The 25,274-nt window shown below is 58.1% G+C and carries 11 protein-coding genes; 7 read left to right on the plus strand and 4 right to left on the minus strand.

What is annotated here, in order from left to right; genetic code table 11:
- The first annotated feature begins 49 nt into the window (after positions 1-49).
- The 4 genes from G536_RS25935 to G536_RS0102550 all read left to right on the plus strand — a co-directional run bounded on the left by G536_RS25935 (position 50) and on the right by G536_RS0102550 (position 6,245).
- Positions 50-2,659: a lamin tail domain-containing protein gene (locus G536_RS25935; RefSeq protein WP_022822011.1), complete on the plus strand. Its 2,610-nt coding sequence runs from the start codon at positions 50-52 to the stop codon at positions 2,657-2,659.
- A 165-nt stretch (positions 2,660-2,824) separates the two neighbouring features.
- Complete coding sequence (locus G536_RS0102540) at positions 2,825-4,372, plus strand: DUF1800 domain-containing protein (RefSeq protein WP_051166827.1); 1,548 nt, start codon at positions 2,825-2,827, stop codon at positions 4,370-4,372.
- Positions 4,373-4,509: 137 nt separating this feature from the next.
- Complete coding sequence (locus tag G536_RS0102545) at positions 4,510-5,724, plus strand: DUF1501 domain-containing protein (RefSeq protein ID WP_022822013.1); 1,215 nt, start codon at positions 4,510-4,512, stop codon at positions 5,722-5,724.
- Between the two features lie 125 nt (positions 5,725-5,849).
- Positions 5,850-6,245 carry an SPW repeat domain-containing protein gene (locus G536_RS0102550; protein ID WP_022822014.1) on the plus strand — a complete coding sequence of 132 codons (396 nt, stop codon included), beginning with the start codon at positions 5,850-5,852 and terminating at the stop codon, positions 6,243-6,245.
- 84 nt (positions 6,246-6,329) lie between these two features.
- On the opposite strand, the gene G536_RS0102555 is transcribed toward G536_RS0102550, so the two are convergent.
- The 4 genes from G536_RS0102555 to G536_RS0102570 all read right to left on the minus strand — a co-directional run bounded on the left by G536_RS0102555 (position 6,330) and on the right by G536_RS0102570 (position 13,793).
- Positions 6,330-7,187 carry a transporter gene (locus G536_RS0102555; protein WP_022822015.1) on the minus strand — a complete coding sequence of 286 codons (858 nt, stop codon included), beginning with the start codon at positions 7,185-7,187 and terminating at the stop codon, positions 6,330-6,332.
- Positions 7,188-7,242: 55 nt separating this feature from the next.
- The gene (locus G536_RS0102560) at positions 7,243-9,696 is read right to left on the minus strand and encodes a TonB-dependent receptor (protein WP_071837664.1); all 2,454 of its coding nucleotides are present in this window, start codon (positions 9,694-9,696) and stop codon (positions 7,243-7,245) included.
- Between the two features lie 145 nt (positions 9,697-9,841).
- Entirely contained in the window at positions 9,842-11,203 is a 1,362-nt protein-coding gene (locus tag G536_RS0102565) for an Nramp family divalent metal transporter (protein ID WP_022822017.1), read from the minus strand.
- A gap of 229 nt (positions 11,204-11,432) precedes the next feature.
- On the minus strand, positions 11,433-13,793 hold the full coding sequence (locus tag G536_RS0102570) for a T9SS type B sorting domain-containing protein (RefSeq protein WP_084708457.1): 2,361 nt from the start codon (positions 13,791-13,793) through the stop codon (positions 11,433-11,435).
- Between the two features lie 863 nt (positions 13,794-14,656).
- Here G536_RS0102570 and G536_RS0102580 point away from each other — a divergent pair.
- The 3 genes from G536_RS0102580 to G536_RS25940 all read left to right on the plus strand — a co-directional run bounded on the left by G536_RS0102580 (position 14,657) and on the right by G536_RS25940 (position 25,219).
- Positions 14,657-19,168, plus strand: coding sequence for a fibronectin type III domain-containing protein (locus tag G536_RS0102580; RefSeq protein ID WP_084708458.1), 4,512 nt, complete (start codon positions 14,657-14,659; stop codon positions 19,166-19,168).
- 356 nt (positions 19,169-19,524) lie between these two features.
- Positions 19,525-24,420, plus strand: a complete 4,896-nt coding sequence (locus G536_RS0102590) for a T9SS type A sorting domain-containing protein (RefSeq protein ID WP_022822022.1) — start codon at positions 19,525-19,527, stop codon at positions 24,418-24,420.
- Positions 24,421-24,562: 142 nt separating this feature from the next.
- Positions 24,563-25,219 carry an HD domain-containing protein gene (locus tag G536_RS25940; protein WP_022822023.1) on the plus strand — a complete coding sequence of 219 codons (657 nt, stop codon included), beginning with the start codon at positions 24,563-24,565 and terminating at the stop codon, positions 25,217-25,219.
- The last annotated feature ends 55 nt before the right edge of the window (positions 25,220-25,274 follow it).

Genomic DNA, 25,274 nt, shown 5'->3' on the forward strand with positions numbered 1-25,274 from the left:
ACTCTCAGATAATCTGTGTGTTATCCTGCCTAGTTAGCTCCTATTTCAAGTGAAAAAACTACTATTGCCGCTGCTGCTGGCGGCGTTTGCCCTGCCAACGCAGGCCCAGCTACTAGAAAATTTTGCGGATGGCGACTTCACCCAAAGCCCTACCTGGACCGGCGACGCCACTAGCTTTCAGGTAACTGGTCAACAGCTCCAAAGCAACGGGCCCGCCGTTACGGGCACCACGCTTCAGCTGGTTACGCCTGTACAATTGGCGGGGGCCACCACCTGGGAGTTTTGGGCGAACCTGAAGTTGGCTACCAGCAGCGGCAACCTCGCCGATGTATGGCTGCTGTCGGAGCAGGCCGACCTGAAAGCCACCGGCAACCGCGGCTATTTCGTGCGCCTCGGTGGCACGCCCGATGAAGTGGCGCTATTCCGCAAAGACGCCACTGGTAGCCCGGTGTATGTAATTAATGGCGCCGACGCCACGCTCAACTCTAGCACCAATAACCTAGTGCGGGTGCGGGTAACCCGCTCAGTGCAGGACGTCTGGACTCTGGAGCGCGACCTAACGGGCAGCAGCAGCTATGTGAGTGAGGGTACGGCCACCGATGCCACGCTACGGCGCGGCTCCTATTTCGGGGTGCAACTCACGTATTCCTCGTCCAATAACCGGGCGTTTTATTTCGACGATTTCCGCGTGACGGACACGGCTGCCCCTATGCCGCTGGCCGTGTCGGTAGTGGCCGCTCGGCAGCTGAACGTGACGTTCAACGAGCCGATAGCGGCCACCCAAACGGCCAGCAACTACCGCCTGACTGCCGCCGGCGCGCCGGCCATGCTCACTGCCCAGCGCGACGCTACCGATCCAGCCCTTGTACACTTGGCCCTGGCCGCTGACCTGCCAATTGGGGCCAGTACGCTGGAAATCCGCAATGCTACCGACCTGTATGGCAACACCACCGCGGGGCCTTTTGCCATGAGTTTGCAGAACAACGGCATCGTTGCGCAGCCAGCACTAAACCAGCTGCTCATCACCGAAATCCTGGCCGACGAAACCCCCACGATAGGGTTGCCAGCTTCCGAGTATGTGGAAATACACAACCCGTCGGCTACCGCCACGCTCGATTTGGCGGGCGTGCGGCTGCTGAAATCGGGGAGTAGCAGTCCGGCGGTGTTTCCGGCGGGGGCGGTGCTGCTGCCGGGCGAATACGCGGTAGTGTGTGGCAGTACCCGAGCCGCGCAGTTCAGTGCTTTTGGGAAGGTGTTCGGGCTAGCCAATTTCCCTAGCCTCAACAACGCCGCCGACCAGCTGTTGCTGCGCGGGCGCAACGGCCTGATGCTGTTCGAGGTGAGTTACTCTGATACTTGGTACAAAGACAGCCGCAAGAAGGACGGTGGCTGGAGCCTGGAAATGGTGGACACCGCCAACCCCTGCGCCGGCCTCGACAACTGGACCGCCAGCACCGACGCCAGCGGCGGCACTCCCGGCCGCGCCAACGCCGTGCGCACCACCAACGCCGACCGTACCGCGCCCAAGCTACTCCGGGCGTTGGCGTTGAACGCCACCACCGTGCGCCTGTTTTTCGGGGAGAAGCTGGACAGCGTGGCCGCTGCCAACCCGGCACTGTATAGCCTCATGCCCGCCGCAACCATCACCCAAACGGCCCCCATCGGTCCAGACTTCCGAACCGTGGACCTTACGCTAAGGGCGCCGTTACTCGCTAACCAGCCGCTGACCGTAACAGTGCAGCGCGCCACCGACTGCGTGGGCAATGCCACCGGACAGGCCGCCTCAGCCACGTTTGGGCTGCCGGCGCCGGCAGCGTCCGGCGACATAGTAGTCAACGAAATCTTGTTCAATCCGCGCACCAACGCCGTGGATTTCGTGGAGCTGCTGAACCGTTCCACCAAGTACTTGGATGTGCAGGGCTGGCACTTGGGTAATGAAAAATCCGATGGCACCCTCGACCAGGAAATTATCAGCAACAGTGCCTACGTGCTGGCGCCCGGCCAGTTGCTGCTGCTCACCACCCGCCCCGACATCGTGCAAAGCCAGTACCCGACCAGCACCGACCCCGAAGTATTTCTGCCGATGACCAGTTTCCCCACCTACCCCGACGATGCCGGGACGGTGGTGATAACGGATGAGCAGGGCCGGTTACTAGACCGTTTCGCCTACGCCGAAGAGCAGCACCTGAAACTGCTGGATGATATGAATGGCGTGTCGTTGGAGCGGCTGCGGTCCGATGCGCCAAGTGTAGCCAGCAACTTCCATTCGGCGGCCAGTGCCGCCGGGTATGCCACGCCGGGGCGCCCTAACTCGCAGCTCCAGCAGGACCCTGGTGGCAGTCAGCAGTTCAAGCTAGCCCCCGAAGTTTTCACGCCCGATGAAGACGGTCAGCAAGATTACACCACTCTAAACTATACGCTCGACAGCCCCGGCTACGCGGCCAGCGTGACGGTGTACGACGCCCAGGGCCGCCTGGCCCGCCGCCTCGTGCGCAACGAAACGCTGGCTACCAGTGGATTTTTCCAGTGGGACGGCCTGACCGACCGGGGCCAAAAAGCCGCTGTTGGCTACTACGTTCTGTTGATTGAGCTGTTTAAGCCTAACACTGGTGAAAAACGCGAGTATAAGAAAACAGTAGTGCTAGGCGCCCGCCTCTAAACCACGCCTCAACGTTGAGCAACCTGCGCTGTGAAAGTCGTTCTGGCGGGAGACGCCAAACAGGGCATCTATACATCGTTGGGTCCCAATTCAGGGTATCCAAGATATCCAGCTGAATCTATGATTTAAACCTGCTGCTGGTTTTGTCGTCCAAAGAACATGACGATGCAACAGCAACTCCAGCATTTGTACTGGCGGGCCGGGTTTGGGCCGCGGCCCGAGGACGTAGCCAGTGGTCTGAACCCACGCAAGGCCCTCCGGCAACTCCTGCGCGACTCCGAGAAATTCGAGCTGCTTGATAGTCCGGCTATGCAGTACCAGGAGCCGTTCACGCCAATTATGGCGGTGTCGCCAGCTGCGGGTACGCCACAAACGGCCATGGTCACCACCCCCGACCAAACCACTACGGCATCAGCCACGGCAGTTAAGCCATTGGTGGGGAGGTCGGCGCTGGCACGGGGCCGCAACCAGCCGCCGCTTTTGCGCCGCCAAGACATGACAGCCCAGCAGCGCAAGATGCAGAACGACAACATCCGGCAGGCGTTTTACGCCATGAACACTGGCTGGATGAACCAGATGGCCACCTCGCCAACCCAACTTCGAGAAAAGCTGACGTTTTTCTGGCATGGGCATTTTGCCTGCCGCGTCCGGCGTCCGGATGCCGCGCTGCACCTCAACAACACCATCCGGCAACTGGCCTTGGGCAACTTCGGTGATTTGCTGCTGGCCGTGAGCAAGGAGCCGGCCATGCTGCAATTCCTCAACAACCAGCAAAACCGCAAGCAGCGCCCCAACGAAAATTTCGCCCGCGAGGTGATGGAGCTATTCACGATGGGGCGCGGCAACTACACTGAAACAGACGTGAAAGAAGCGGCTCGCGCTTTCACTGGCTGGGGCTACAATGTGAAAGGCGAGTTCGTGTTCCGCTCAACCCAGCACGACACCGACAGCAAAACCTTCCTGGGCCGCGCCGGCAATTTCAACGGCGAAGAAGTGCTCCGCATCATTCTAGAGCAGCCGTGCACCGCCGAGTTTATTACCACCAAACTGTACCGCTTCTTCGTGAACGATACGCCCAATATGGCCCACATTCGGCCGTTGGCACAGGCGTTTTTCAAGAGCAACTACAACATCAGCGCGTTGATGGAGCAGCTGTTTTCGGCTGATTGGTTTTACGAGCCTGCTAACGTGGGTACGCGCATCAAGTCGCCAATTGAGTTGCTGGCGGGCATCAAGCGCACGATGGGGTTGCAGCTAATCGACGATAAGCCGCTGATTGTGTTTCAGAAAGCTTTGGGCCAAACGCTGTTCGAGCCGCCGAACGTAGCCGGTTGGCCCGGTGGCCGCAACTGGATTGATTCGTCGTCGTTGCTGTATCGGTTGCAACTGCCGTCGGTGCTGCTCAAGAATGCCGAATTCAACGTGGCGCTGAAAGAAGACGAGAATGACCTCAAGCCGCAGGTTTCCAAAGCCGACCGCACGTTTAGGCAACAGGTAAAAGCCTCCGTGAAGCTAACCCCGGTTCAGGCGCTGCTAGCCAAAACTGCCCCCACTCAGCAAGCCGCCAAACTCAGCGAGTTTTTGCTGCAAGCCCCCATCCGGCCCGAAAACCTAGCCCTCATTCAGCAAGCTGCCAACCAAAGCCCCGAAGAAGGTCGCCTGCGCACCATGGTTACCAGCCTGCTCAGCTTGCCGGAGTACCAGTTGATGTAGCAAGTAAACTGTGTTACATGCTCGTCATGCAGAGGCGGAGCCGAAGCATCTCGCATGCTGGCGCTGTGTTAGTAACTCTCAACGAAACCACGCGAGATGCTTCGGCTGCGCCTCTGCATGACGTTCCAACTAATCTTATGATGCCTACTTCCCGCCGCGACTTTCTGAAGACTTCCGTGCTGGCCAGCAGCTTGCTGTTCGTGCCGAAATTTCTGCATGCGCTTGACCGCCAGGGCCTGCAAAGCTTGGCCGATGCCAACGGCCGGCGGCTGGTAGTGGTGCAGCTTGGTGGGGGCAACGACGGCTTGAATACTGTGGTGCCGTTCCGCAACGACCTGTATTACAAAGCTCGCCCCACGCTGGGCTTACGGGAGCAAAGCGGGGTGCTGGCGCTGGAAAAGGACCTGGGCTTCAACCCCAACATGACGCGCCTCAAGGAGCTGTATGACCAGGGCCACGTGGCGGTGCTGAACTCGGTGGGCTACCCCAACCCGGATAGGTCGCACTTCCGGTCGATGGACATTTGGCAAAGCGGCTCGGCTTCCGATGAGTACCTGAGCACCGGCTGGCTCGGTCGCTACCTCGACTCGAACTGCCCTTCCTGCCAGGTACCCTACAACGGGTTGGAGGTGGACGATACGCTGAGTTTGGCCATGAAGGGCGACTTGCGCAAAGGCTTGGCCCTCAAGAATCCCGAGAAATTTCACCAGATAACCCGCAACCGATTCATTGCCCAGGTGAGCGGTGAAAAACCCGTTGGCGCAGTGTCGGAACTGGATTATCTGTACAAGACGCTGGCCGAAACCTCGTCCTCGGCCGATTACTTATACCAGACTTCCAAGGTGTACAAGTCCGGCGTGGCGTACCCGAACAACGAGTTCGGCCGCAACCTGAAAACCACCGCCGAGCTCATTAATTCTGGCATTAACACCCGCGTGTTCTACGTGTCGCTCACCGGCTTCGATACCCACGTGCGGCAGCAGGAGCAACAGGGCAAGCTACTTGGTGATTTATCGAATGGGCTGGCGTCGTTTGCGGAGGACTTGCAGAAAGCCGGCAACTTCAACGATACGCTGGTGATGGTGTTTTCGGAGTTTGGCCGGCGCGTGACCCAGAACGCCAGCAACGGCACCGACCACGGCACCGCCAACAACGTGTTGCTGCTAGGCGGCGGCCTCCAGCAACGCGGCATCCTCAACGACGCCCCCGACCTAGCCAACCTCCTCGACGGCGACCTGCGCCACCAGCTCGACTTCCGCAACCTCTACGCCACCATACTCCACGACTGGCTACAGGCCGACGACAAGGCCATTCTGGGGCGCGAGTTCGAGCGGTTGAAAGGACTGGTGTAGCATCTGGTAGGAGTTAAGTAAGCTCATCAATAAATGCTAAAATGTAGTAGCTCAGCAATATCCTTTGTGTGTATCGGGCGTAAAAAACACCAAAATCGTCCTTTCCACATCAACCAACCTGAGCTATGAAAGTAATATCACCCCGCGTGCACGGCATGCTCGACTACGGTACCATTGCCCTGTTTGCCTTAGCCCCTACTCTTTTCAATTTCCAAGGCCCTTACGCCACCGTCTGCTACGTGCTAGCTGTCGGCTACCTAGTTATCACCCTGCTGACCGACTTCCCGATGGGCGTGGCCCGCATGATTCCGTTCCCAATTCACGGAGGGCTGGAATTGGTAAGTGGCCTCGTGTTTCTGGCTTCGCCATTCTTGTTTGGCTTTCACGATGACAACGTGGTGGCCCGCAACTTCTTTATTGGGATGGGCATTCTGTTCCTGGGTACTTGGATGCTCACCAACTGGCGCGCCAACACGCACACCGCCATGCCCAACTCCATGATGCCCAACCATCAGCACTAAGCGGTGTAATAAATAGAACACCCAAAAAAGCCCCCTCCAGCCATACTGAAGGGGGCTTTTTGCTATAGCTAGTGGTTAGTTAGCTTAACGCTCAATAACCAGGCCTACGTAATACTCGCGGGTGGCGGTGTGGCTCAGGGCAAAACGGCGGCCGAAGTCCATCTGAAACCGGTCGGTGATATGGAAAATGGGACCTAAGTTGATGGCAGAGGCCCATTGTTCGTGCTTTACATCATAGCGGGTTGAAAACTCGGTGAAGGCTGCCAGCCACTTATTGATGCCATGGTCGAGGGCAAAAGAGGGCGCCAACTCGGTGTAATGCTGCTTTTCGTCTCGGTCGTAGCTCAGAAAGGCGGCAGCCTGCGCGCTGACGTGCCAGTCGCCGGGCAGGTTGTAGGTAGCGGGCACGAGAATGCCGTACTCGTAACCACCCGCGCCTTCGCGGCCGCCGGTGGGTAGACGCACCAAGCCAATGGCTGCTATTACCAGGGCTTCGGTTTCGTCGTCGTCGCCGATGAAATTGTGCTTCACCCGCAGGGCTACGTCGCCGAAACCTGCGTGGCGCTGCATCGGCTCACCTGGCTCCCAGGCTTTTTCCACGGTGTAGGGGTCGATGAAGGCCTGCACCTCGGTTTTGTCGCTGACGCCTACCCGGATAGCTAGTGCATTCACCCGCAGGGTTCGGTCGCGCGAGCCGGGGGCAGGCTTGGTGGAAATGAGCCGCACTAAGTCGGTTTCCAGCTGAATATGGCCGGGGTCAATAGTATTGGGGCTTTCCGTCACGCCGGGCCGGTCGGCGTTGAGGGGCCGAAGCTGCCGGCCAGAGCCGGGCGAATCGGCTGAGGCGTTCTGGTTGGCGCGCTTAAGCGTGTCGGCGGGTGCTTGCGCTTGGGCAGTGAAACCTGCCAGTAGCAAGCCAAACAGCAGATACCGGTTTTTCATAGAAGTAGGGAAAAGGAGGAGAGTGCGCCTTCTACGAGCCACCATTAAAAACAGCTTAAAACGGTATAATTACTTTCAAACTCAGATTACGCCCCTGGTTGTAAATACCGCGCCGGCCGTTAGGCGAAACCGCGTAGTACTCGAAATATTTCAGCCGGTTCAGGTGCGACTGATAATTGGTATTCAACGCGTTGTCGAGCTGCGCAAAGAGCTGTAATACTTCCTGCTTAGCGGGTCCGCCGAGGATACCCGTACCCGCGCCAATGCCCACCAAAGCATAGCCGGCCGTGCGGGTTTCGGTGTCATCGACGGCGTAAAAACGGTTTTGAGGCGCGTTGTAATCCAGCACGGCCCGCACGTAAGCGTTGCTTAGGCGGCCCCAAGCGTGCTGGCTGGTGAGGCGCACTTCCGAGCGAGTCCGCAACGGCGGAATAAAGGGCAGATACTTAGCTGCCGCGCCGTTGGCCTCCAATAACCCAGCTTCTTTATTCAAGCCGGTTACGGTAGCCAGGCTATTGTTGAAGGCCAGCGCGGGCATTGTTTTGGGGTGCAGGTTCACGGTTACTTCGGCGCCGTAGAGCCGGGCCCGGCCCTGTTGGTATTGGTAGGTGGCATTGCCCGGCACAATAACTACGGGTTGCCCGTTGGCATCTTGCAGCCGCGCCTGGTAGATGTAGTTGTTGATGGCGTTGTTGAACACACTTACGCTGACTTCGGCATCGGGCAGGTAAGCGCTTAGCCCCACATCCTGCTGCAAGCTGAACTCCGGCTGAAAGCTGCGGTTGCCTAAGTACACGATGTGCGCGCCGGGGTCGAGGCCGTTGGAGCCTACCTCCGTGATGTTGGGCGCCCGGTAGCCCCGCGCGACATTGGCCCGCAGCAACAGTCGCTCCGACAGGTTGTAGGTGGCTCCCACGCTGGCCGACATGCCTTGATAACGGGTGCGAAGCGCCGCAAACTGCGGGGCCGCGCCGGCAGCCTCCGCGGCGCTCAGCTGCCGGTCGAAACCCGTCGTGGAATCAGGACCCACATAGAAATCATTCCATTGTAAGAGCCGCGTATCGTAGCGAATGCCGCCGCTCAGGTCGAGCTTACCGAAGGTTTTCTTGGCGTACACGTAGCCGCCCACATCGGTGAGGGAGTAGTTGGGAATGGGGAAGTCGGTGGCGGCGCGGTTATGGTTGGTTTGGTGCATGCCGTTCAACCCGAATGTGGTTTCCAGACCCTGCCAGGTGGGCGCAGCGTAGCGCAAATCGTAAGTGTAGGTGTTCAGGGCTACGGCCAAACCAGCCTGCGTGGGGGCGGTGGGGTGGTTGTACTCGCGGCGCACATTCTGCTGAATCCCCAGCAGGGCCTGTAGTTCACCGCTGCCCAGCTTCAACCGGCTCCGGCTTAGCAGGCGGTAGTGCTGAATGCGCTGGTGCAGCGCATTGATGCGGTAGGTGCTCAGGTCAGAAGTCGGTACCAGCGGGCGGTTCTTGATGTCGTCCTGGGGACCTTCGGCAACTTGCCGCGTGAAGTGGCGGCTCAGGGAGTCGCGGCTACCGTCGGGTATTTCCTGGCGGTTGTCGTAGAGGGTGGCCGTGAGATGCGTGGCGCCCCATTTCTTTTCCACCCCGGCCATGGCCGTCAGGTTCAATTCCTGAAAAGCCGTACCGTACACGCGGCCTTCCAAGGCATTCTTATACGCCTGCGCCAGCCGGTACGAGCCCCGCGCCGCATATTGCCAGCCGCGCTGGTTGTAGTGCAACCCCACCGAGTTGCCCAGCAGGCGGTTGTTGGTTTGGTACTCGCTCAGCACCTCGCCCTTGAGCTGGCCAGCCGGACCGTTGGGCAACCGGGGCAGCATATTGATAACGCCCGCCACGGCATCGGAACCATAAATCAAGCTGGCCGGGCCTTTCACCACTTCTATCCGCTCGATGTCGTACTGGTCGATTTCAATGCCGTGCTCGTCGCCCCACTGCTGGCCTTCCTGCCGCAGCCCATTGTATAAGGTGAGCACCCGGTTGTAGCCCAGCCCTCGGATGAACGGCTTGGAAATATTGGGCCCGGTGGTAACGGCACTTAAACCCGGTACACCTTTCACCGCGGCATCAATTAGGTTGCCGTTGCTGTTCAAATTCACTTCCCGCTTGCTGAGCACCACAATAGGCACCGGGCTTTTGCGGATTTCGGTGGCCCGGCTCACGCCCGTTACCACTACGTCGGATAGGCTGGTAGGCACGGCGGTAAGCTGTGCGTTAAGCTCCAGCGTTTGACCCGCTACTAGAGTTATCTGCCGCTTCTGGGGTTGGTGCCCAAGGCTACTAACTATTATAGTGTGGCTGCCCGCTGGTATGCCTTTCAGTTCGTAGCGGCCTTGTGCATCGGTGGAGGTACCGAAGGTGGTGCCGGGTAGCGCAATGGTTGCCAGTTCCAGCGGCTGCATGCCGGTTTTCACTTGCCCCCGAATAGTGCCGGTTGAAGATTGAGCAGCGGCCACTGAACCAAAAACCACCAGAAGCATAAGTACGCTAAGAAAGTAGGAGAGCTTCATATTGTGAAGGCAAACAACAGGTGAGTTTAATGCTGCTTAAAAATATTTTTAGACAAGTCTAAAAGCGTTGTCAAAAAAAGGTGCAGCCACATCAGCGTAGCTGCACCTTTCAATACTAACCGAAGAAGGTTTCAAACAACAAATACACATTCAGAACGATGATAATGCTGGACACCAGCCAGGCGAGGGCTTGCACCCAGGGCCGGTTGACGAATACGCCCATCTTGTCTTTGCTACCCGTGAACAGTACCAAGGGCACCACAGCAAAGCTCAGCTGAAAGCTGAGAATCACCTGGCTGAGCACCAGTAGCTCACTAGTACCTTTTTCGCCGTAGAGCAGCGTTACAATGAGGGCCGGCACCACCGCAATACCACGCGTAATGAGCCGGCGGAGCCACGGTTTCAGCTTGAGGTTCAGGAAGCCTTCCATCACAATCTGGCCAGCCAAGGTGCCCGTCAAAGTGGAGTTCTGGCCCGAAGCCAGCAGTGCTATGGCAAATACGGCACTAGCCGCTCCCGCCCCCAGCACCGGCGCCAGCAGCTTGTGCGCGTCGCTGATGTCGGCTACGCTGTGCAGGCCGTTGCGGTGAAACGCCGCCGCCGCCGTAACTAAAATGGCCGCATTCACGAAAAACGCGAGAAACAAGGCTACTGTCGAGTCGATGGTAGCAAACTTGATGGCCATACGCTTGCCGCTTTCCGTCTGCTCGATGGCCCGGGTCTGCACAATGCTGGAATGCAGGTACAGGTTGTGCGGCATAACGGTGGCGCCCAGAATACCAATGGCAATGTAAAGCATCTTGGGATTGGTGACCACCTGCGGCTGCGGTACCAGCCCGCCCACAATGCCAAACCAATCGGGCTTGGAAACAATGATTTCGTACAGAAAGCAGCCGAAAATCACCACCGATAACCCCGCCACGATACTCTCCACCACCCGGAAGCCCCGGCTTTGAAATAACAGTACCACCAGCACATCCAGAATAGTAAGCACCACGCCCCAAGGCAATGGCAAGCCAAACAGCAGGTTAAGCGCAATAGCGGAGCCAATGACTTCAGCCAAGTCGCAGGCGGCAATAGCTATTTCGCACAGAAACCACAGCACCAGTCCTACCGGGCGAGAGTAATGGTCACGGCAGGCTTGCGCCAAGTCACGGCCCGTTACAATACCTAGTTTGGCAGCTAGGTGCTGCAAGAGCATGGCAAACAGGTTGGAAATCAGGATAACCGATAGCAGGGTGTAGCCGAATTGGGCGCCGCCGGCAATATCGGTGGCCCAGTTGCCGGGGTCCATGTAGCCTACGGCTACCATCAGGCCGGGACCCCAAAAGGCCAGCAGCTTGCGCCAGAACGAGGCATTTTGCGCGGGTACTTTAATGCTGCCGAATACCTCACTCAGAGAGGGGGCATTGCGCGGCTGGCGCCACCCCGGCTCTGACACGGGTACTACAGGAGGAGTTTCAGTAACAAGGGGCATAAACTCGGGTATGGAAGCAGACACAAGATACGTTTTTTAGGCGTATCTAAATTAATTTTTAAAGCGGTATAAATACTGATTAGCCGTCTGATTTGTTTCCGGACTTCAGAAAACACCTGTTGGCTTGTTACCAGAATTACGATAGAACTTCATAAAAGTGCTTGCAAGGGCCAAAGAAAAAGGGCGCTGCAACTTGCAGCGCCCTTTTAGTAGCGTGGTTAGGGGAGGACTAGCGAGCTAGCTCAACCCAGCCTTTGCTGGTTCTACCGTCACGGTTGGTGAGCAGGTAGTAGTACACGCCAGCGGGCTGGTCTTTGCCGTCCCAATTGTTCTGGTAGCTGGCGTACTCTTTTACGAGGCGGCCCCAACGGTTGAAGATCTGGATTTTGCCACCCACTTCTTCGGTTGACAGCACCAGTACGTCGTTCTTGTTGTCGCCATTTGGCGTGAATACGTTTGGCGTCTCGAAGGGCAGGATTTGCAGCTGCTGCGTGAACTCGCTCGGCGTGCATTCTGTGCCACCAGCGCGGTTGCTGATGCGCAGCTTGAACTCATACGTGCCACCTTCTGGTACACGCAAGGTTAGTTCGCGCGGCGTGAAACGGCGTGAGAAGATTACAACAGGCTCGCCGGTTAGGGCGTTGCCGTCTTTGTCTTTCACGCGCTGATAGGTCCAGGTTGATGTAACGGCGGCTGTATCAGTAGGAGTAGCAGGCGTTGGAACCGTCGACGCATTAACAAACGAGAAGATACGGGGCGGAATAGCACCGACGTTGGTAATACCCGACTGCGCAGGGAAACCGGCGCGGCCAGTAGCCGTGAAGCGGGCCGTGAGAGCCGGCGCCACGCGCACCAGAATCGACGTGGTGTCAACGCAGGTAGGAGCTGGGTTCGAGCGGAAGTCGCGGGCAATAATGCTCACCCGGTAGCGGGTGGTCTGGGTAGGACGCACCGTAACGTTTTGCTTGTTCAGGTCGGCGGTAGCCAAACCGTTAGCTGCAACCCAGGTATAATCGTAGCCGGCGAGGCGGGGTGTAGGCGCAGGAGTACCAATGCCTTGCAGCACCGAGTCGGGGCGGGTAGGGGTGGCCGTTAGGTTAACAGCAGTACCCGAGCATACGAAGGTGTTGTTGGCAGCAGCTACTACGCGAGCCGGGTTGCGGCTCTTCACCGAAATAACGATAACGCGGCTCTGCTGACCAATAATAGGGCAACCATTGTCACGAATCTGAACCGGAATGCGGAAGGTTCTGCCAGCAAATCTTACATCGGGCTGGAGGTCGAAAATACCAACCGGACGCCGCGTACCGTTGCCTACCACGCGGAAAGTGCCTGCGTCGGTATCAAGATAGGTAGGGTCGCCAGGCTGAGCAGCAACCAGCGCCGGATAAGTTACCGTTAGCAAATCGTTCGGGTCGGGGTCGGTGAAGCGCACCAATACCCGAGTGTAGTTGCAGGTAGAAGCCTCGATGAAAGTCGAGTCGACGGTATTGCGGATGGTTACGCCCGAGCCAGTGTTGTTGCCGGTAGCAACGGGGTTGCCGGGAACGGCATTCGAGCAGTCGATAACTACCACGAAAATGTCCCGACGTACGCTACCAATCAGGGTGCGTACACCGTTGATACGGCGGTACTCCGATACTTTGCCCGTTACAACGTACTTGTTCTCAGGGCTATCAGGAATATTGGTGTACAGGTACGGGGTAAAAGTGAAGCTACCAGTAGTTGCGTTGAACGTGAAGGTAGGAACCCCAGTTTTCACAGGGCAAGCACCCGTGAAGTTGAAAGAAGCAATGGGGAAGGCAGCGCTGTAGGTGCTAGTAGCAGCGCCTAAGTCACCGATGCAAGGACCAGTTGCGGGAGTAGTTAAATCAACGTAACGGCCGATCGTGCTAACCGGACGATAAGGAATTGGGTCGCCGCAGTTAGATAGAGGCTGCTCCAGCGAGTACACTAGTTCGTCACCGTCTACATCGGTAGCCGTGAAGTTGAGGGTGGATTGCTGCTTCCAGCAAACGAACGGAACGGGTACGTTCAGCAAGTCAAACTGAGCCGAGGTGTTGGATGGGTTGGGCGAGCCAACGAGGGGCAAGTTGTTGAGGGTGGCCTCGTAGTGAATGTTATCCTGTCCTACCAAGTTGGCGGTGGAAGGGCGGGCGCTGTCGTTCACGCTGATACGCCACTCGGCTTTCGGAGGCAGGGTTACTTCGGCCTCATAGCGGCCAGTTTCGTAGTTGGTGGGCAAGCCACTGCCGCAAGGGTTAGGGCCGGCTGGGGCGGTAGCGCAGTACGGCGAACCGATAGTAGAGCCACCGAGCAGGGGTGCTACAATATCGCCAGGGTCACCAGCGGCACCTGTAGAGCTACAGCCATTGCTCCGGAACCGGAAGGTAGCCGTAGTGTACAAGTCAGCTCCGCCGCAGTCACGGAACACCCGCAGTGTGAACTTGTAGCGGTTTGGAATGCCCGGAACGGGTGCGTAAGTGATTTGCCCGCCTTGGAAGTGGGAGGCTGAGGCCGACTGTAGCCCGACGAGTGACAAACACCACGACGCGACTAGTAAGAAGGTGAAATGTAAAAGTCTCTGCATGAGAAGGGTGAATGGATGAGGAAAAGAATGAAAAAGCAGGGTGGTGGGAAAACGTTGCGGTAATATAAAAACAAATTCCCCTAATGACCATAATTTATAGTCGATTAAGTAAATTTTACGGCAACAATAACCATGCCCTTTGAACTATTCCTATTAAAAATAGGTTAGTCGTGCTTGAATTTTATACGTGGTTATAATTTAACGGAGCTAATAGGACTGTTTATTCTCTATATACATTAGTTTGCAAGATAACGGGAGTGAGTTGCAGCCCTTTGAAAATAGTTATAGGTTGGGTTGGAATTATGATGAGTATTGCTTTTAACTACTCGTTCACTTATCGTAAGTAATCATACTACTTATAAGAAATGTCACAAGGAACAGATGTGTGCTATCTGCGACTACCCTCATACTCTATATAAGGCAGATGCAGCATAAAGCTTATGCCTGTGCGGGCATGTAGGCTAAATCTAGTGTATACTCATACTTGTGAGGTTTAGTAGGTGAGGCGGTTGCTGAGGTGCAGCATGGCACTGACCAGATGCCTTGTATGTAGCCTTAAAATGTATGCTACCAATAATGATTTGAGAGAAAAACAGAGCTGATAATATGCTTTGATGAATCTTTTATATTTATTAGATGCCGCTTACCACCCCCACTTCTTTTTTACTAGGCTGATTTGCAGCCCAGCCCTTGCATAAAGGCTGGCTTGCTGAAGAACTCAACTGCCGCTTCCATTGCTACACGCTGCATGCGTGCTAGCATAGTAGCGGCACAGCTGTACCCAGCACTTAAAGAGGCAACCACCCGCGCTTTTACACCCAAATACCAGTTTTTCTCTTCACCCACATAAACCCTTGCACTGTATGGCATCACGCTTACAAGCACTTAGTAAACACTGGCGACTTTGGCGCAATGCCTTGGTTACCACGCTGGGCATAGGCCTGGCAACCAACGCTGCGCAGGCGCAGGACGTCAGCACTTACACGCTGACTTCCACGGCGGGTACCTACACCCCGGTTACCGGCGGCACTGCCCTGCCCGACATGCTGGCAGACACCTACATTACGCCCACGGCTATTCCGCTGGGTTTCACGTTTGTGTTCGACGGTACACCTTACACCCAGGTAAAGGCGTCGTCGGATGGTTTTCTGAGCTTCAACTCAGCGGCCACTAGTGGCTTCTCAACTTTAGCGGGCGCTTCGGCTGCCAACCGCCCGCTAGTAGCCCCGCTCGGCGACGACCTGGATGGCCGGCCCACCGGGGCTACGGCCCTGGCCTCGTACCAGACTACGGGTACGGCGCCTAACCGGGTATTCACCTTCGAGTGGCAGAACTGGGAGTGGCGCTGGAACGCCAGCGTAGCGGTGCTTTCCTTCCAAGCTAAGCTTTATGAAGGCACCAACCGCGTAGAGTTTGTGTACCGCCAAGAGGCAGGCGCCACCAATGCTACCGCTACCTCGGGAGCATCTATTGGCTTGGCCGGTGCAGGTACTGGTGCGGGTTCATACCTGTCCTTGAGCGACGCTACCGCCAGCCCAACGGCCAGCTCGACCACCGAGAATACCAATATCAACGTCAAGCCGGCTACCGGCCAGGTGTACGCATTTTTGCCGGGCCCAACTCCGGCCTGTCCGGCCCCACGCAACTTTGCTGTGGGTGCGGTTACGTCGACCACTGCACCTGTTAGCTGGACCAGCGTAAGCACCGGCAACACCTACACGGTGGAATACGGCCCAACCGGCTTCACACCAGGTGGTACAGGTAGCACGCGCGTACCCAACATCACCGGTACCAGCTATACCATCACCGGCCTTACTCCCTCAACTGCTTACCAGGCATACGTAACGCAGAACTGCGGTACGGCCAACGGCAACAGCACCCAGACCGGGCCTATTTCCTTCACTACTCTCTCTTTGCCACCTGCCAACGATGACTGCGCTAACGCGGTACTGCTGACGGCAGGAGCCACCTGTACTACCACCAGCGGTACGGTACTATCGGCTACGCAATCATTAGCGGCTAGCACCTGCGGCACCGGCACTGCGCCTACTACCGCTCGCGACGTTTGGTATCGGTTTGTGGCCACCGGAACATCCCAGCTGATAACGGCCACGGCCAGCTTCACGCCAGTGCTGGAAGTACGTTCGGGTAGCTGCGCCACTTCGGCCAGCGTGGTTTGCGCGGCTGGCACTCGGCTGGCAGTAGCCGGCCTGACGGTAGGTAGCACCTACTTCTTGCGGGTATATCCAAGCTCCAGCACGGCTCCTACCACGCCTACCTTCACGGTGTGCGTAACCGATGCACCGAATGCTCCGACCAACGACAACTGCACTACGGCTACTGCCCTGCCTGCTCTGGCTCTGACGGGTGGTTGCACCAACGTAACGGGCACCAACGTGGGGGCCACCGATACGCCCAACGTACCAGCCCCCGGTTGTGCCAGCTACAGCGGCGGCGACGTATGGTATTCGTTCACGGTACCTGCCAACGGCGTAATTACGGTGCAAACCGACTCGGTAGGCGGCAGCTCGATTACTGACACGGGCTTGGCTCTGTATTCAGGCGCTTGCGGCAACCTGACGTTCATTGAGTGTGATGACGATGACAGTCCGAATGGTAACTTTTCGCTGATTACACTGACGGGTCGCACCGCCGGCGAGGTTATTTATGCCCGCGTGTGGGAATTCGGTAACGATGCCTTCGGTCGGTTCAAGATCTGTGCTTCTTACAATCCGCCACCCGCCAACGACGACTGTGCCAACGCGGCACTGCTGACGTCGGGAGCAACTTGCACGCCAACGAGCGGCTCTATTTTGGGCGCCACGCAGTCGTTGGCCGCCAGCACCTGCGGTACGGGCACGCCGCCCACCACCGCCGGTGACGTATGGTACCGCTTTGTGGCTACGGCCAGCGGCCAGACCATTTCAGTAACCAGCTCGTTTTCTCCGGTAATTGAAGTGCGCTCGGGTAACTGCACCACTTCGGCCAGCGTATCGTGCGTAGCCGGCTCACAACTGGCGGTATCGGGGCTGACGGTAGGTACTACTTATTACGTGCGGGTGTACAATAGCTCTATCACGGCTCCTACCACACCTACGTTTACCATTTGCATAACCAACCCACCCGCCAACGACGACTGTGCCAGCGCGGCACTGCTGACGTCGGGGGCAACCTGCACGCCAACGAGCGGCTCTATTTTGGGCGCCACGCAGTCGTTGGCCGCCAGCACCTGCGGTACGGGCACGCCGCCCACCACCGCCGGTGACGTATGGTACCGCTTTGTGGCTACCGCTGCCGACCAAATTGTTGAGGTATCGTCTTCTTTCACGCCTGCCGTTGAAGTGCGCTCGGGTAGCTGCGCTACTTCGGCCAGTGTAGTATGTGGTACCGGCTCGCGGCTGGTAGTTAACGGGCTGACGGTAGGTACTACCTATTTCCTGCGCGTTTATAACAGCAGCAACTTTGCGCCTACGACACCTACATTCACGGTATGTGTAAGCAACGCACCGAATGCTCCAGCCAACGATAACTGCACCACGGCGCAGGCGTTTCCAACTTTGGTAACGGGTGCTGGCTGCAATTACGTAACGGGCACCAACGTGGGGGCCACCGATACGCCTAACGTACCAGCCCCCGGTTGTGCCAGCTACAACGGCGGCGACGTATGGTATTCGTTCACGGTACCTGCCAACGGCGTAATTACGGTACAAACCGACTCGGTAAGCGGCAGCTCGATTACTGACACGGGCCTAGCCTTGTACTCAGGTACTTGTGGCAACCTCACTTTGCTCAACTGCGACGATGACAGCAGCCCGAACGGTCTTTTCTCGTTGATTAGGCTTACGGGCCGCACACCTGGCGAGGTTATTTATGCCCGCGTGTGGGAATTCGGTAACGATGCCTTCGGTCGGTTCAAGATCTGTGCTTCCTTTGATGTGGCGCCAGCCAATGATGAAGTGGCCAATGCTGTAACCCTCACATTCGCGCCTGACTGCATCACGCCAGTGCAAGGCTCGAACACGGCGGGCTCTACTACTACGCCTAACGGCTACACCAATGGCTCTGGCAACTGTGGCACCAACTCCACGCCGCTCGATGTGTGGTACAAGTTCACGACGGCCGCTTCGGGCCGGGGCTCTACGGAGGCTACTCTAACGGTAACAGGTGCTGGCTCGGGTGTGCTGCGCTTGTTCACGGCGCCATCGGCGGCTGGTCCGTTCACGGCCGTAACCAACGGCTGCTCGGCAGCGGCTTCGGCATCTGCGGCCATTGCTGGGCGTACATTTACGGCTACCAACCTGACTCCTGGTACCACGTATTACGTGCAGGTATCTAACTACAACTCTTTCGACGGTGGCACAGCCTTCACTATCTGCCTCACTGCCCCAAGCAACTGCCCAGTTCCGGCCGGCCCGGCTGCTACTGCGCTTACTTCCACTACCGCTACGCTGAGCTGGTCGGTAGGAGCTACCACGCCAAGTGGTACGTTCACGCTTGAGTACGGCCCACGCAACTTCGTGCTGGGTAGTGGTACGCGCGTTACGGGTATTTCCGGCCTTTCCACTACGCTTTCCAGCCTCACCCCCGACACCGAATACTGCTTCTATGTGCGGCAGGAGTGCGGTACCGTGAGTGGTAACAGTGCCTTCGCTGGCCCAGCATGTTTCCGTACCAGCATAGCTCCATCACCCAACGATGAGCCGTGCAATGCTACTGTTCTCACGGTAGGTGCCGCTGCTGTAACAGCCAACAACATTGGTGCTACCACTACCACGCCAGCCGGCTACCAAAACCCTGGCTGCTCGACGGCCGGTGCACCTAGAGACGTCTGGTTCCGTTTTGTGGCCACGGCTACCTCGGCGGATATTACGGTGACGGGCAACCCCGCCGGCCAAGTACGCCTGTTCTCGGCGGCTACCTGCACTGGGCCATTCACCTCGTTGGCCTGCCAGGCTAGCGCCGGACCGAACACGGCAGCCGGTGTGCTGAACGCCAGCGGCCTAACGGTGGGCACCACTTACTACGTATCTGTGTCGGGCTACAGCTCCAGCGACTTCACGGGTTCCTTCACCATCCAGTTGGCTAGAGTACTGTCAACAGGCAAAGGTGAGCTAGCTAACGGTGAAGTAAGTGTGTACCCTAACCCAAGCCACGACGGCACGCTCACGCTGAGCTTGCGCGGAATTGATGGGGTGAGCAGCACGCAGGTGGAGATGTTCAACTCATTAGGTCAGCGCGTACTTACGCAGCCAGTAAGCATCCGTGGTGGCGCAGTAGAGCAGCCGCTAGCTATACAAGGCTTGGCCAAGGGCATCTACACGTTACGTGCTCAAATCGGGCAAACCACCATCACCCGCAAAGTGGTGCTGGAATAGCTTCTAGCAAGTAGCGGGCAGCTCGGCTCTAGGGCAAGCTGCCTGCTTTTGCAATGCTAGCCATGTATTTGAATACAAAAAGGAGCGACGCCCTGCGTCGCTCCTTTTTGTTTGGTAACGGGTCGTTCCAAAGCGGCATCTACAAGGAGCAGCACCCGAAACCGTGGGGATGGAAATGGGTGCTTGCGCGGCAGGGCGCATCCTGCTTTGTATCGGTAAAATTCTATTTGCTGCTTTAAAGTAGGGGCGGGGTTGCGCTTAAGGATGAAAAAATGGGACTTGACTAATTAGCTAGTACGCTTATCTTTAGCCGTCCTGCTCCAGGATTCACCCTTCTTTCACCCTTTTTCCACCTTATGGTCACACCTTTACCTTGGCGTTTTTCAACGCAAATTTTTCATGGTGCCCGCTACTTGCTGCTACTAGCCGTTTGGCTGTTGGCTGCCGGTGGCGCTTTGGCCCAAACGACTACCATCGGCTCGACAGCTGTACCGGTAGTAGCGCCGGCAACCAGTTCCTACTTGTACGGGCCCATTTACCGGTCGTCGGCTAGTTCCACCTTTGATTACTCTCGTTACGCGCACCTCTACACTCCTGCGGAGTTGGGAGTGCCGACAGGAGCGGTTATCACGGAACTTGCTTGGTTGAAATCGGATGCTGGTACTCTGACCGGCAACAACGTATTCAACGTGTTGCTTTCCAACACAACTACCACCGCGTTGGCAAATAGCACCAACTGGACTACGCTTTCTGCTGGTGCTACTTCGGTATACACTTCCACCACTCAGCAGATTACGGGGGCAGCCGGTACCTACTTCAGCGTAACGCTGACCCAGCCTTTCGTTTATAGCGGCGGCAACTTGCTGGTACTGCTCGATCATCAGAAGCAAGGTACTGCATCAGGCGCTATCAATTTCGTAACCAACCCAGCCGCTGGCTTTGCTATTGGGTATTCCGATTCTGGCCCCATAACTGGCGGGCTGACTACAACGAGCTACGGTGACCGGCGGCCTACGCTGCGGATTACGTACGCTCCTGCCAGTGCATGTACTGCTCCCCCTACGGCCGGTACCGCACTAGCTTCTGCTGGCTCAGTGTGCCCTGGTAGTTCGGTGGTTCTGACCTTGCAGGGCGCTACATTCGGTACGGGCCTAACGTATCAGTGGCAAGAATCTACCAACGGCACCACCTACACCGACATCAGCGGTGCTACTGGCTTCACGTACACCACGCCCAACCTAACGGCTACGCGCTATTACCGTGCCCGCCTAACGTGCAGCGGCCAGTCGGCTACTTCCACGGCTGCGCAAGTAACCGTGGCCCAAGCAACGTACGCCACCTTGCCCGTTATCCAGAGCTTTGAAAACACCTGGGTGGACATCTGCACCACCCGTGATGCGCCCAATGCCAACTGGCGTACCAACCCCACTACTGGCAATACCTCGTGGCGCCGCGACGATGACGGCGCCTCCGCCGGCTGGACCAGCCCTACTGTGGGCATCTACACGCCTACGGCTAGCCAAGGTAGCCGCTCGGCCCGGTTCCATAGCTACTATGCTGGTGCCGGTGGCGTAGGTAGCCTTGATTTGTATGTGAACCTGAGCACCGCTGGCGGTAAGCGCCTAGCTTTCGACTACATCAATACGGCTGGCAATGATTCGTTGCTGGTAACGGTGTCCAATGACGGCGGCGTTACGTTTGGCGCGCCTGTGTTACGGCTCGGCAACAGCGGTACGGTGGCCCAGGGGTTCCGGCCCCAGAGCGTAACCCTGACTGGTACGTCGGCTACCAGCGTTGTGCGCCTGACCGGCAAAGTAACTGGCACGTTCACTTCGGATATTGGTATAGATGATTTGCGGCTTGAGTCAGTGAACAGCTGCTTGTCGCCGTTGGCTCTGACTGCTACTGGCGCCACGGCTACTACCGCAATAGTATCGTGGACTAGCGCTGGCACGGGCACTTACACCGTGTTTTATGGTCCGGCTGGCTTCACGCCGGGTGGCACAGGCAGCCAGCAACTAGCGGCCACCGGTACCACGGCTACTATTACGGGCCTGACGGCCAGCACCAACTACGAGTTCTACGTACGGCAGAACTGCGGTGCCACCTCGTCGGGCAATGCCGGTCCGGTAGCGTTCCGCACCGACTGCCTGACGCCGCTTTACGCCGCGCTGCCCGTTGTTGAGAGCTTCGAGAATACCTGGCTTAGCCGCTGCAACACCAACGAAGTGCCCAGCAACAACTGGCGCAACACGCCCGCTACCGGCAATGCCTCCTGGCGCCGCGACGACGACGGCACCTCGGCCGGCTGGTCTAGCCCTACCTCGGGCACCTACACGCCAGCTGCCAGCCAAGGCAGCCGCTCGGCCCGGTTCCACTCGTACTTGGCTACCGCGGGTAGCATCGGCACCCTCGATTTGTTTGTGAACCTGAGTGCCGCCGGCAGCAAGCGCCTGTCCTTCGACTACATCAATGTGAGTGGAGTGTCCGCCACCCGCGCCGACACGTTGACGGTGCATCTATCAACTGATGGGGGCGTAACTTTTGGGCCGGCGCTGCTGCGCTTGTTGCCTACGGGCGCGAGCAATGGTTGGTCCAGCCAAGCTATTATATTGAGCAGCACTTCGGCTACGGCCGTCGTGCGTTTCCGCGTCAATTCCGATTTCAGCCTCACCGACGTAGGGCTGGATAACGTGCGGCTCGAGTCGGCGCTGGGTTGCTTGGCCCCCGTCAACCTGACCACTACCGGCACCACGGCAACTTCGGCAGTGGTATCGTGGCAGGGAACTGGTACCGGCACCTACACCGTGTTTTACGGAGCCCCTGGTTTCACGCCGGGCGGTACGGGCAGCCAACAGATTACGGGCCTCACGGCTACTACCGCCACTATTTCGGGCCTGGCCGCCAGCACCAGCTACGAGTTTTATGTACGCCAAGACTGCGGCGGTTCCTCGTCGGCCAATGCAGGACCAGCTACCTTCCGCACGGCCTGCCTGACGCCACTCTACGCTACGTTGCCCGTTATTGAGAGCTTCGAGAATACGTGGCTTAGCCGGTGCGACACGCGGGAAGTTCCTACCAACAACTGGCGCAACACCCCCACCACCGGCGACAACTCGTGGCGCCGCGAAGATGATGGAGTAGGAGGAGCTTGGTCGAGCCCAACTTCTTGGAGCTATACCCCATCGGGTAGCACTGGCTCGCACTCGGCCCGCTTCCACAGCGGCCAAGGGGCTAGCGGCACCATAGGTACCTTCGACCTATTCGTGAACCTGAGCCAGGCTGGCAACAAGCAGTTGTCCTTTGACTTCATCAACACCAGTGGCTCCGACTCGCTGACCGTTCATCTCTCCACCGACGGTGGCCTCACGTTCGGGCCAGCGCTGTTGCGCCTCGGCCAAAGCGGTAGCACCACGGCTGGCTTCAGCCAGCAGGCCCTCATCCTGAACAGCACTTCAGCTACGTCCGTCGTACGTTTCCGCGGCCGCGCCGACTTTGGCGTAACGGATATCGGCCTCGACAACATTCGTCTGGAATCGGCACTGGGCTGCCTGACACCGGTGAACTTGGCTGTTACGAATACCACCACTACCTCGGCTACCGTAACGTGGCAAGGCACTGGTACGGGTTCGTACTCAATTCAATACGGCCCGGCGGGCTTCACGCCTGGCAGTGGTACTACTCTGCCGAACGTAACTAGCCCGTATACCATCACGGGGCTGACACCGGGCACGCAGTACCAGTTCTATGTGCAGCAAACGTGCAGTGGCACGCAGTCGGGGTTGGCTGGTCCTATCAACTTCAATACCCGCATTGTGAACGACGAGCCGTGCGGCGCTATTACGCTGACTTTGGGCAGCGACTGTACGGCCCCGGTACAAACCACCAACGACGGCGCTACCACCACTACGCCCAACGGCTATACCAACGGCGGCTCCGGCAACTGCGGTCCGTCGGGCCTGACTACGCCGCGCGACGTGTGGTTCAAATTCCGTACGAACGCGGCTAACCGCGGCGCTACCGAGGTAACTCTGACTGTGACGGGGGCTCCGGCTAACGTGGTGCGCGTGTTCTCCGGCGCTTTATGCTCCGGCGCGCTGGTGCCAGTAACCGGTGGCTGCGCGGCGTCGGTATCGTCTACCTCACCGGCACCGGTGCTAAACCTGACGGGTCTGACGCCAAGCACCGACTACTACGTGCAGGTTTCGGGCTACACCAACACAGCTACCCAAGGCAACTTCACTATGTGCGCTGTGGCTCCAAGCACTTGCCCAGTACCTGTTGGGCCAGCTGCTACCACGCTCACCTCGACTACGGCTACGCTGAGCTGGTCGGTGAATTCGGCTACGCCAAGCGGCACGTATACAGTAGAGTATGGCGCACCGGGTTTTGTAGTAGGTAGCACGGCTGGTACCCGCCTCACGGGCATCACCGGCACTTCCACCACCATTACCGGCCTGACCTCTGATACGCAATACTGCTTCTATGTGCGGCAGGAGTGCAACGCGGCCAGCGGCATCAGTGCCTTCACCGGCCCTACTTGCTTCCGTACGGCCCTCGGCCCAGCTGCCAATGATGAGCCCTGCAACGCTACCGTTCTCACCGTAGGTGCTGCTGTAACGGCCAACAACATTGGCGCTACCACTACCACGCCAGCCGGCTACCAGAACCCTGGCTGCTCGACGGCCGGTGCACCCAGAGACGTCTGGTTCCGTTTCGTGGCTACGGCCACCACGGCCCAAGTGCGGGTAACGGGCAACCCAGCGGGCCAAGTACGCCTGTTCTCAGCGGCGGCGTGCGCAGGTCCGTTTGCGCCACTGGCGTGCCAGGCTAGCACGGGTCCTAACACGGCGGCCGGCTCAATGAACGCCAGCGGCCTGACCATCGGTACCACCTATTATGTGTCCGTGTCGGGTTATAGCTCCAGCGACTTCACGGGTAGCTTCACTATTCAGCTCCTGACGGTGCTTTCATCGGGCACGGGCCACTTGGCACAGGGCGAAGTGAACCTGTACCCCAACCCAAGCCACGATGGTACGCTGAACTTGGCTATTCGCGGCGCTGGCTCTGTGGGCACGGTGCAGGCTGTGCTCTTCAACAGCCTCGGCCAGCAGGTATTCACTCAAGCGGTGGCTGTGCAGGCCGGCAATGCCGATAAGACGCTGCCCGTGCAGAACCTCGCCAAAGGGTTGTACACGCTCCGCTTGCAGGTCGGCCAGACGATTATCACCCGCAAGGTGGTGCTCGAATAGCTTGGGCTACATTCGCAAACCTGAAAAGGGGAGGAGCTTTCCTCCCCTTTTTTTGCGCCTTACTTTTTGCGTTAGCGGGGGTGTTGGAGCCTCGAAACCAACGGATGCCTTACATTTAGCTTGTTCCAGTTGCTACTTCTCTATGAACACTCAACTAGCCACTCACTGGCACCAGCTTACCACCCCCTTGCTGGCCGATGCCGCCCGCCGCGACGCCATGCTGCACCACTTGACGGCCGCCTACACGGCTTCGGGAAGGCACTACCACAATCTGCGCCACGTGGAGGTGCTATTGAACGCCGTGCAGCAGCAAGCTGATGCCGTGCAGGATATGCCGGTAGTACAGCTGGCCGTGTGGTTTCATGATGCGGTGTACAACGCCCTGCGCGACGACAATGAAACCCGTAGCGCCGAGCTGGCCCTGACGTTTCTGGCGGAAACCACGCTACCCTTGGACCGGCAGCAGCGGGTTGCCTTTCTCATTGAGCGCACCAAGGATCACACCCAACCCCAACCGCCCGACGACACCGACCTGCATCTGTTTTTGGATGCTGACCTCGGGATTCTGGGGGCTCCCGAAGCTACCTATTGGGAGTACGCCCAGCACGTACGGAAGGAATACCGCCTCGTGCCCGATATCCTGTACCGCCGTGGCCGCCGCAAAGTGCTGGAAAAATTGCTGCATACCTCCGTGCTCTACCAGACCGAAACCTACCGCACCCAACTAGATGCCGCCGCCCGCCGCAACCTGCAAGCCGAACTGCACGCCTGGGAGCAGGAGGGGAAGCTACCTTCTTAGCCTTATCCCCCAAGGCTAACAGCTAATAGCACTTTCAAGCAGGGGTAGCCCCACG

Origin of the sequence: Hymenobacter norwichensis DSM 15439, from assembly GCF_000420705.1 — a bacterium.
Classification (GTDB): Bacteria; Bacteroidota; Bacteroidia; order Cytophagales; family Hymenobacteraceae; genus Hymenobacter; species Hymenobacter norwichensis.

What these genes read in the sequence shown, in the direction of transcription:
- G536_RS0102540 (WP_051166827.1), top strand. Translation starts at nt 2,825, where the DNA reads ATGCAACAGCAACTCCAGCATTTGTACTGGCGGGCCGGGTTTGGGCCG.
- G536_RS0102545 (WP_022822013.1), top strand. Translation starts at nt 4,510, where the DNA reads ATGATGCCTACTTCCCGCCGCGACTTTCTGAAGACTTCCGTGCTGGCC.
- G536_RS0102550 (WP_022822014.1), top strand. Translation starts at nt 5,850, where the DNA reads ATGAAAGTAATATCACCCCGCGTGCACGGCATGCTCGACTACGGTACC.
- G536_RS0102555 (WP_022822015.1), bottom strand. Translation starts at nt 7,187, where the DNA reads ATGAAAAACCGGTATCTGCTGTTTGGCTTGCTACTGGCAGGTTTCACT.
- G536_RS0102560 (WP_071837664.1), bottom strand. Translation starts at nt 9,696, where the DNA reads ATGCTTCTGGTGGTTTTTGGTTCAGTGGCCGCTGCTCAATCTTCAACC.
- G536_RS0102565 (WP_022822017.1), bottom strand. Translation starts at nt 11,203, where the DNA reads ATGCCCCTTGTTACTGAAACTCCTCCTGTAGTACCCGTGTCAGAGCCG.
- G536_RS0102570 (WP_084708457.1), bottom strand. Translation starts at nt 13,793, where the DNA reads ATGCAGAGACTTTTACATTTCACCTTCTTACTAGTCGCGTCGTGGTGT.
- G536_RS0102580 (WP_084708458.1), top strand. Translation starts at nt 14,657, where the DNA reads ATGGCATCACGCTTACAAGCACTTAGTAAACACTGGCGACTTTGGCGC.
- G536_RS0102590 (WP_022822022.1), top strand. Translation starts at nt 19,525, where the DNA reads ATGGTCACACCTTTACCTTGGCGTTTTTCAACGCAAATTTTTCATGGT.
- G536_RS25940 (WP_022822023.1), top strand. Translation starts at nt 24,563, where the DNA reads ATGAACACTCAACTAGCCACTCACTGGCACCAGCTTACCACCCCCTTG.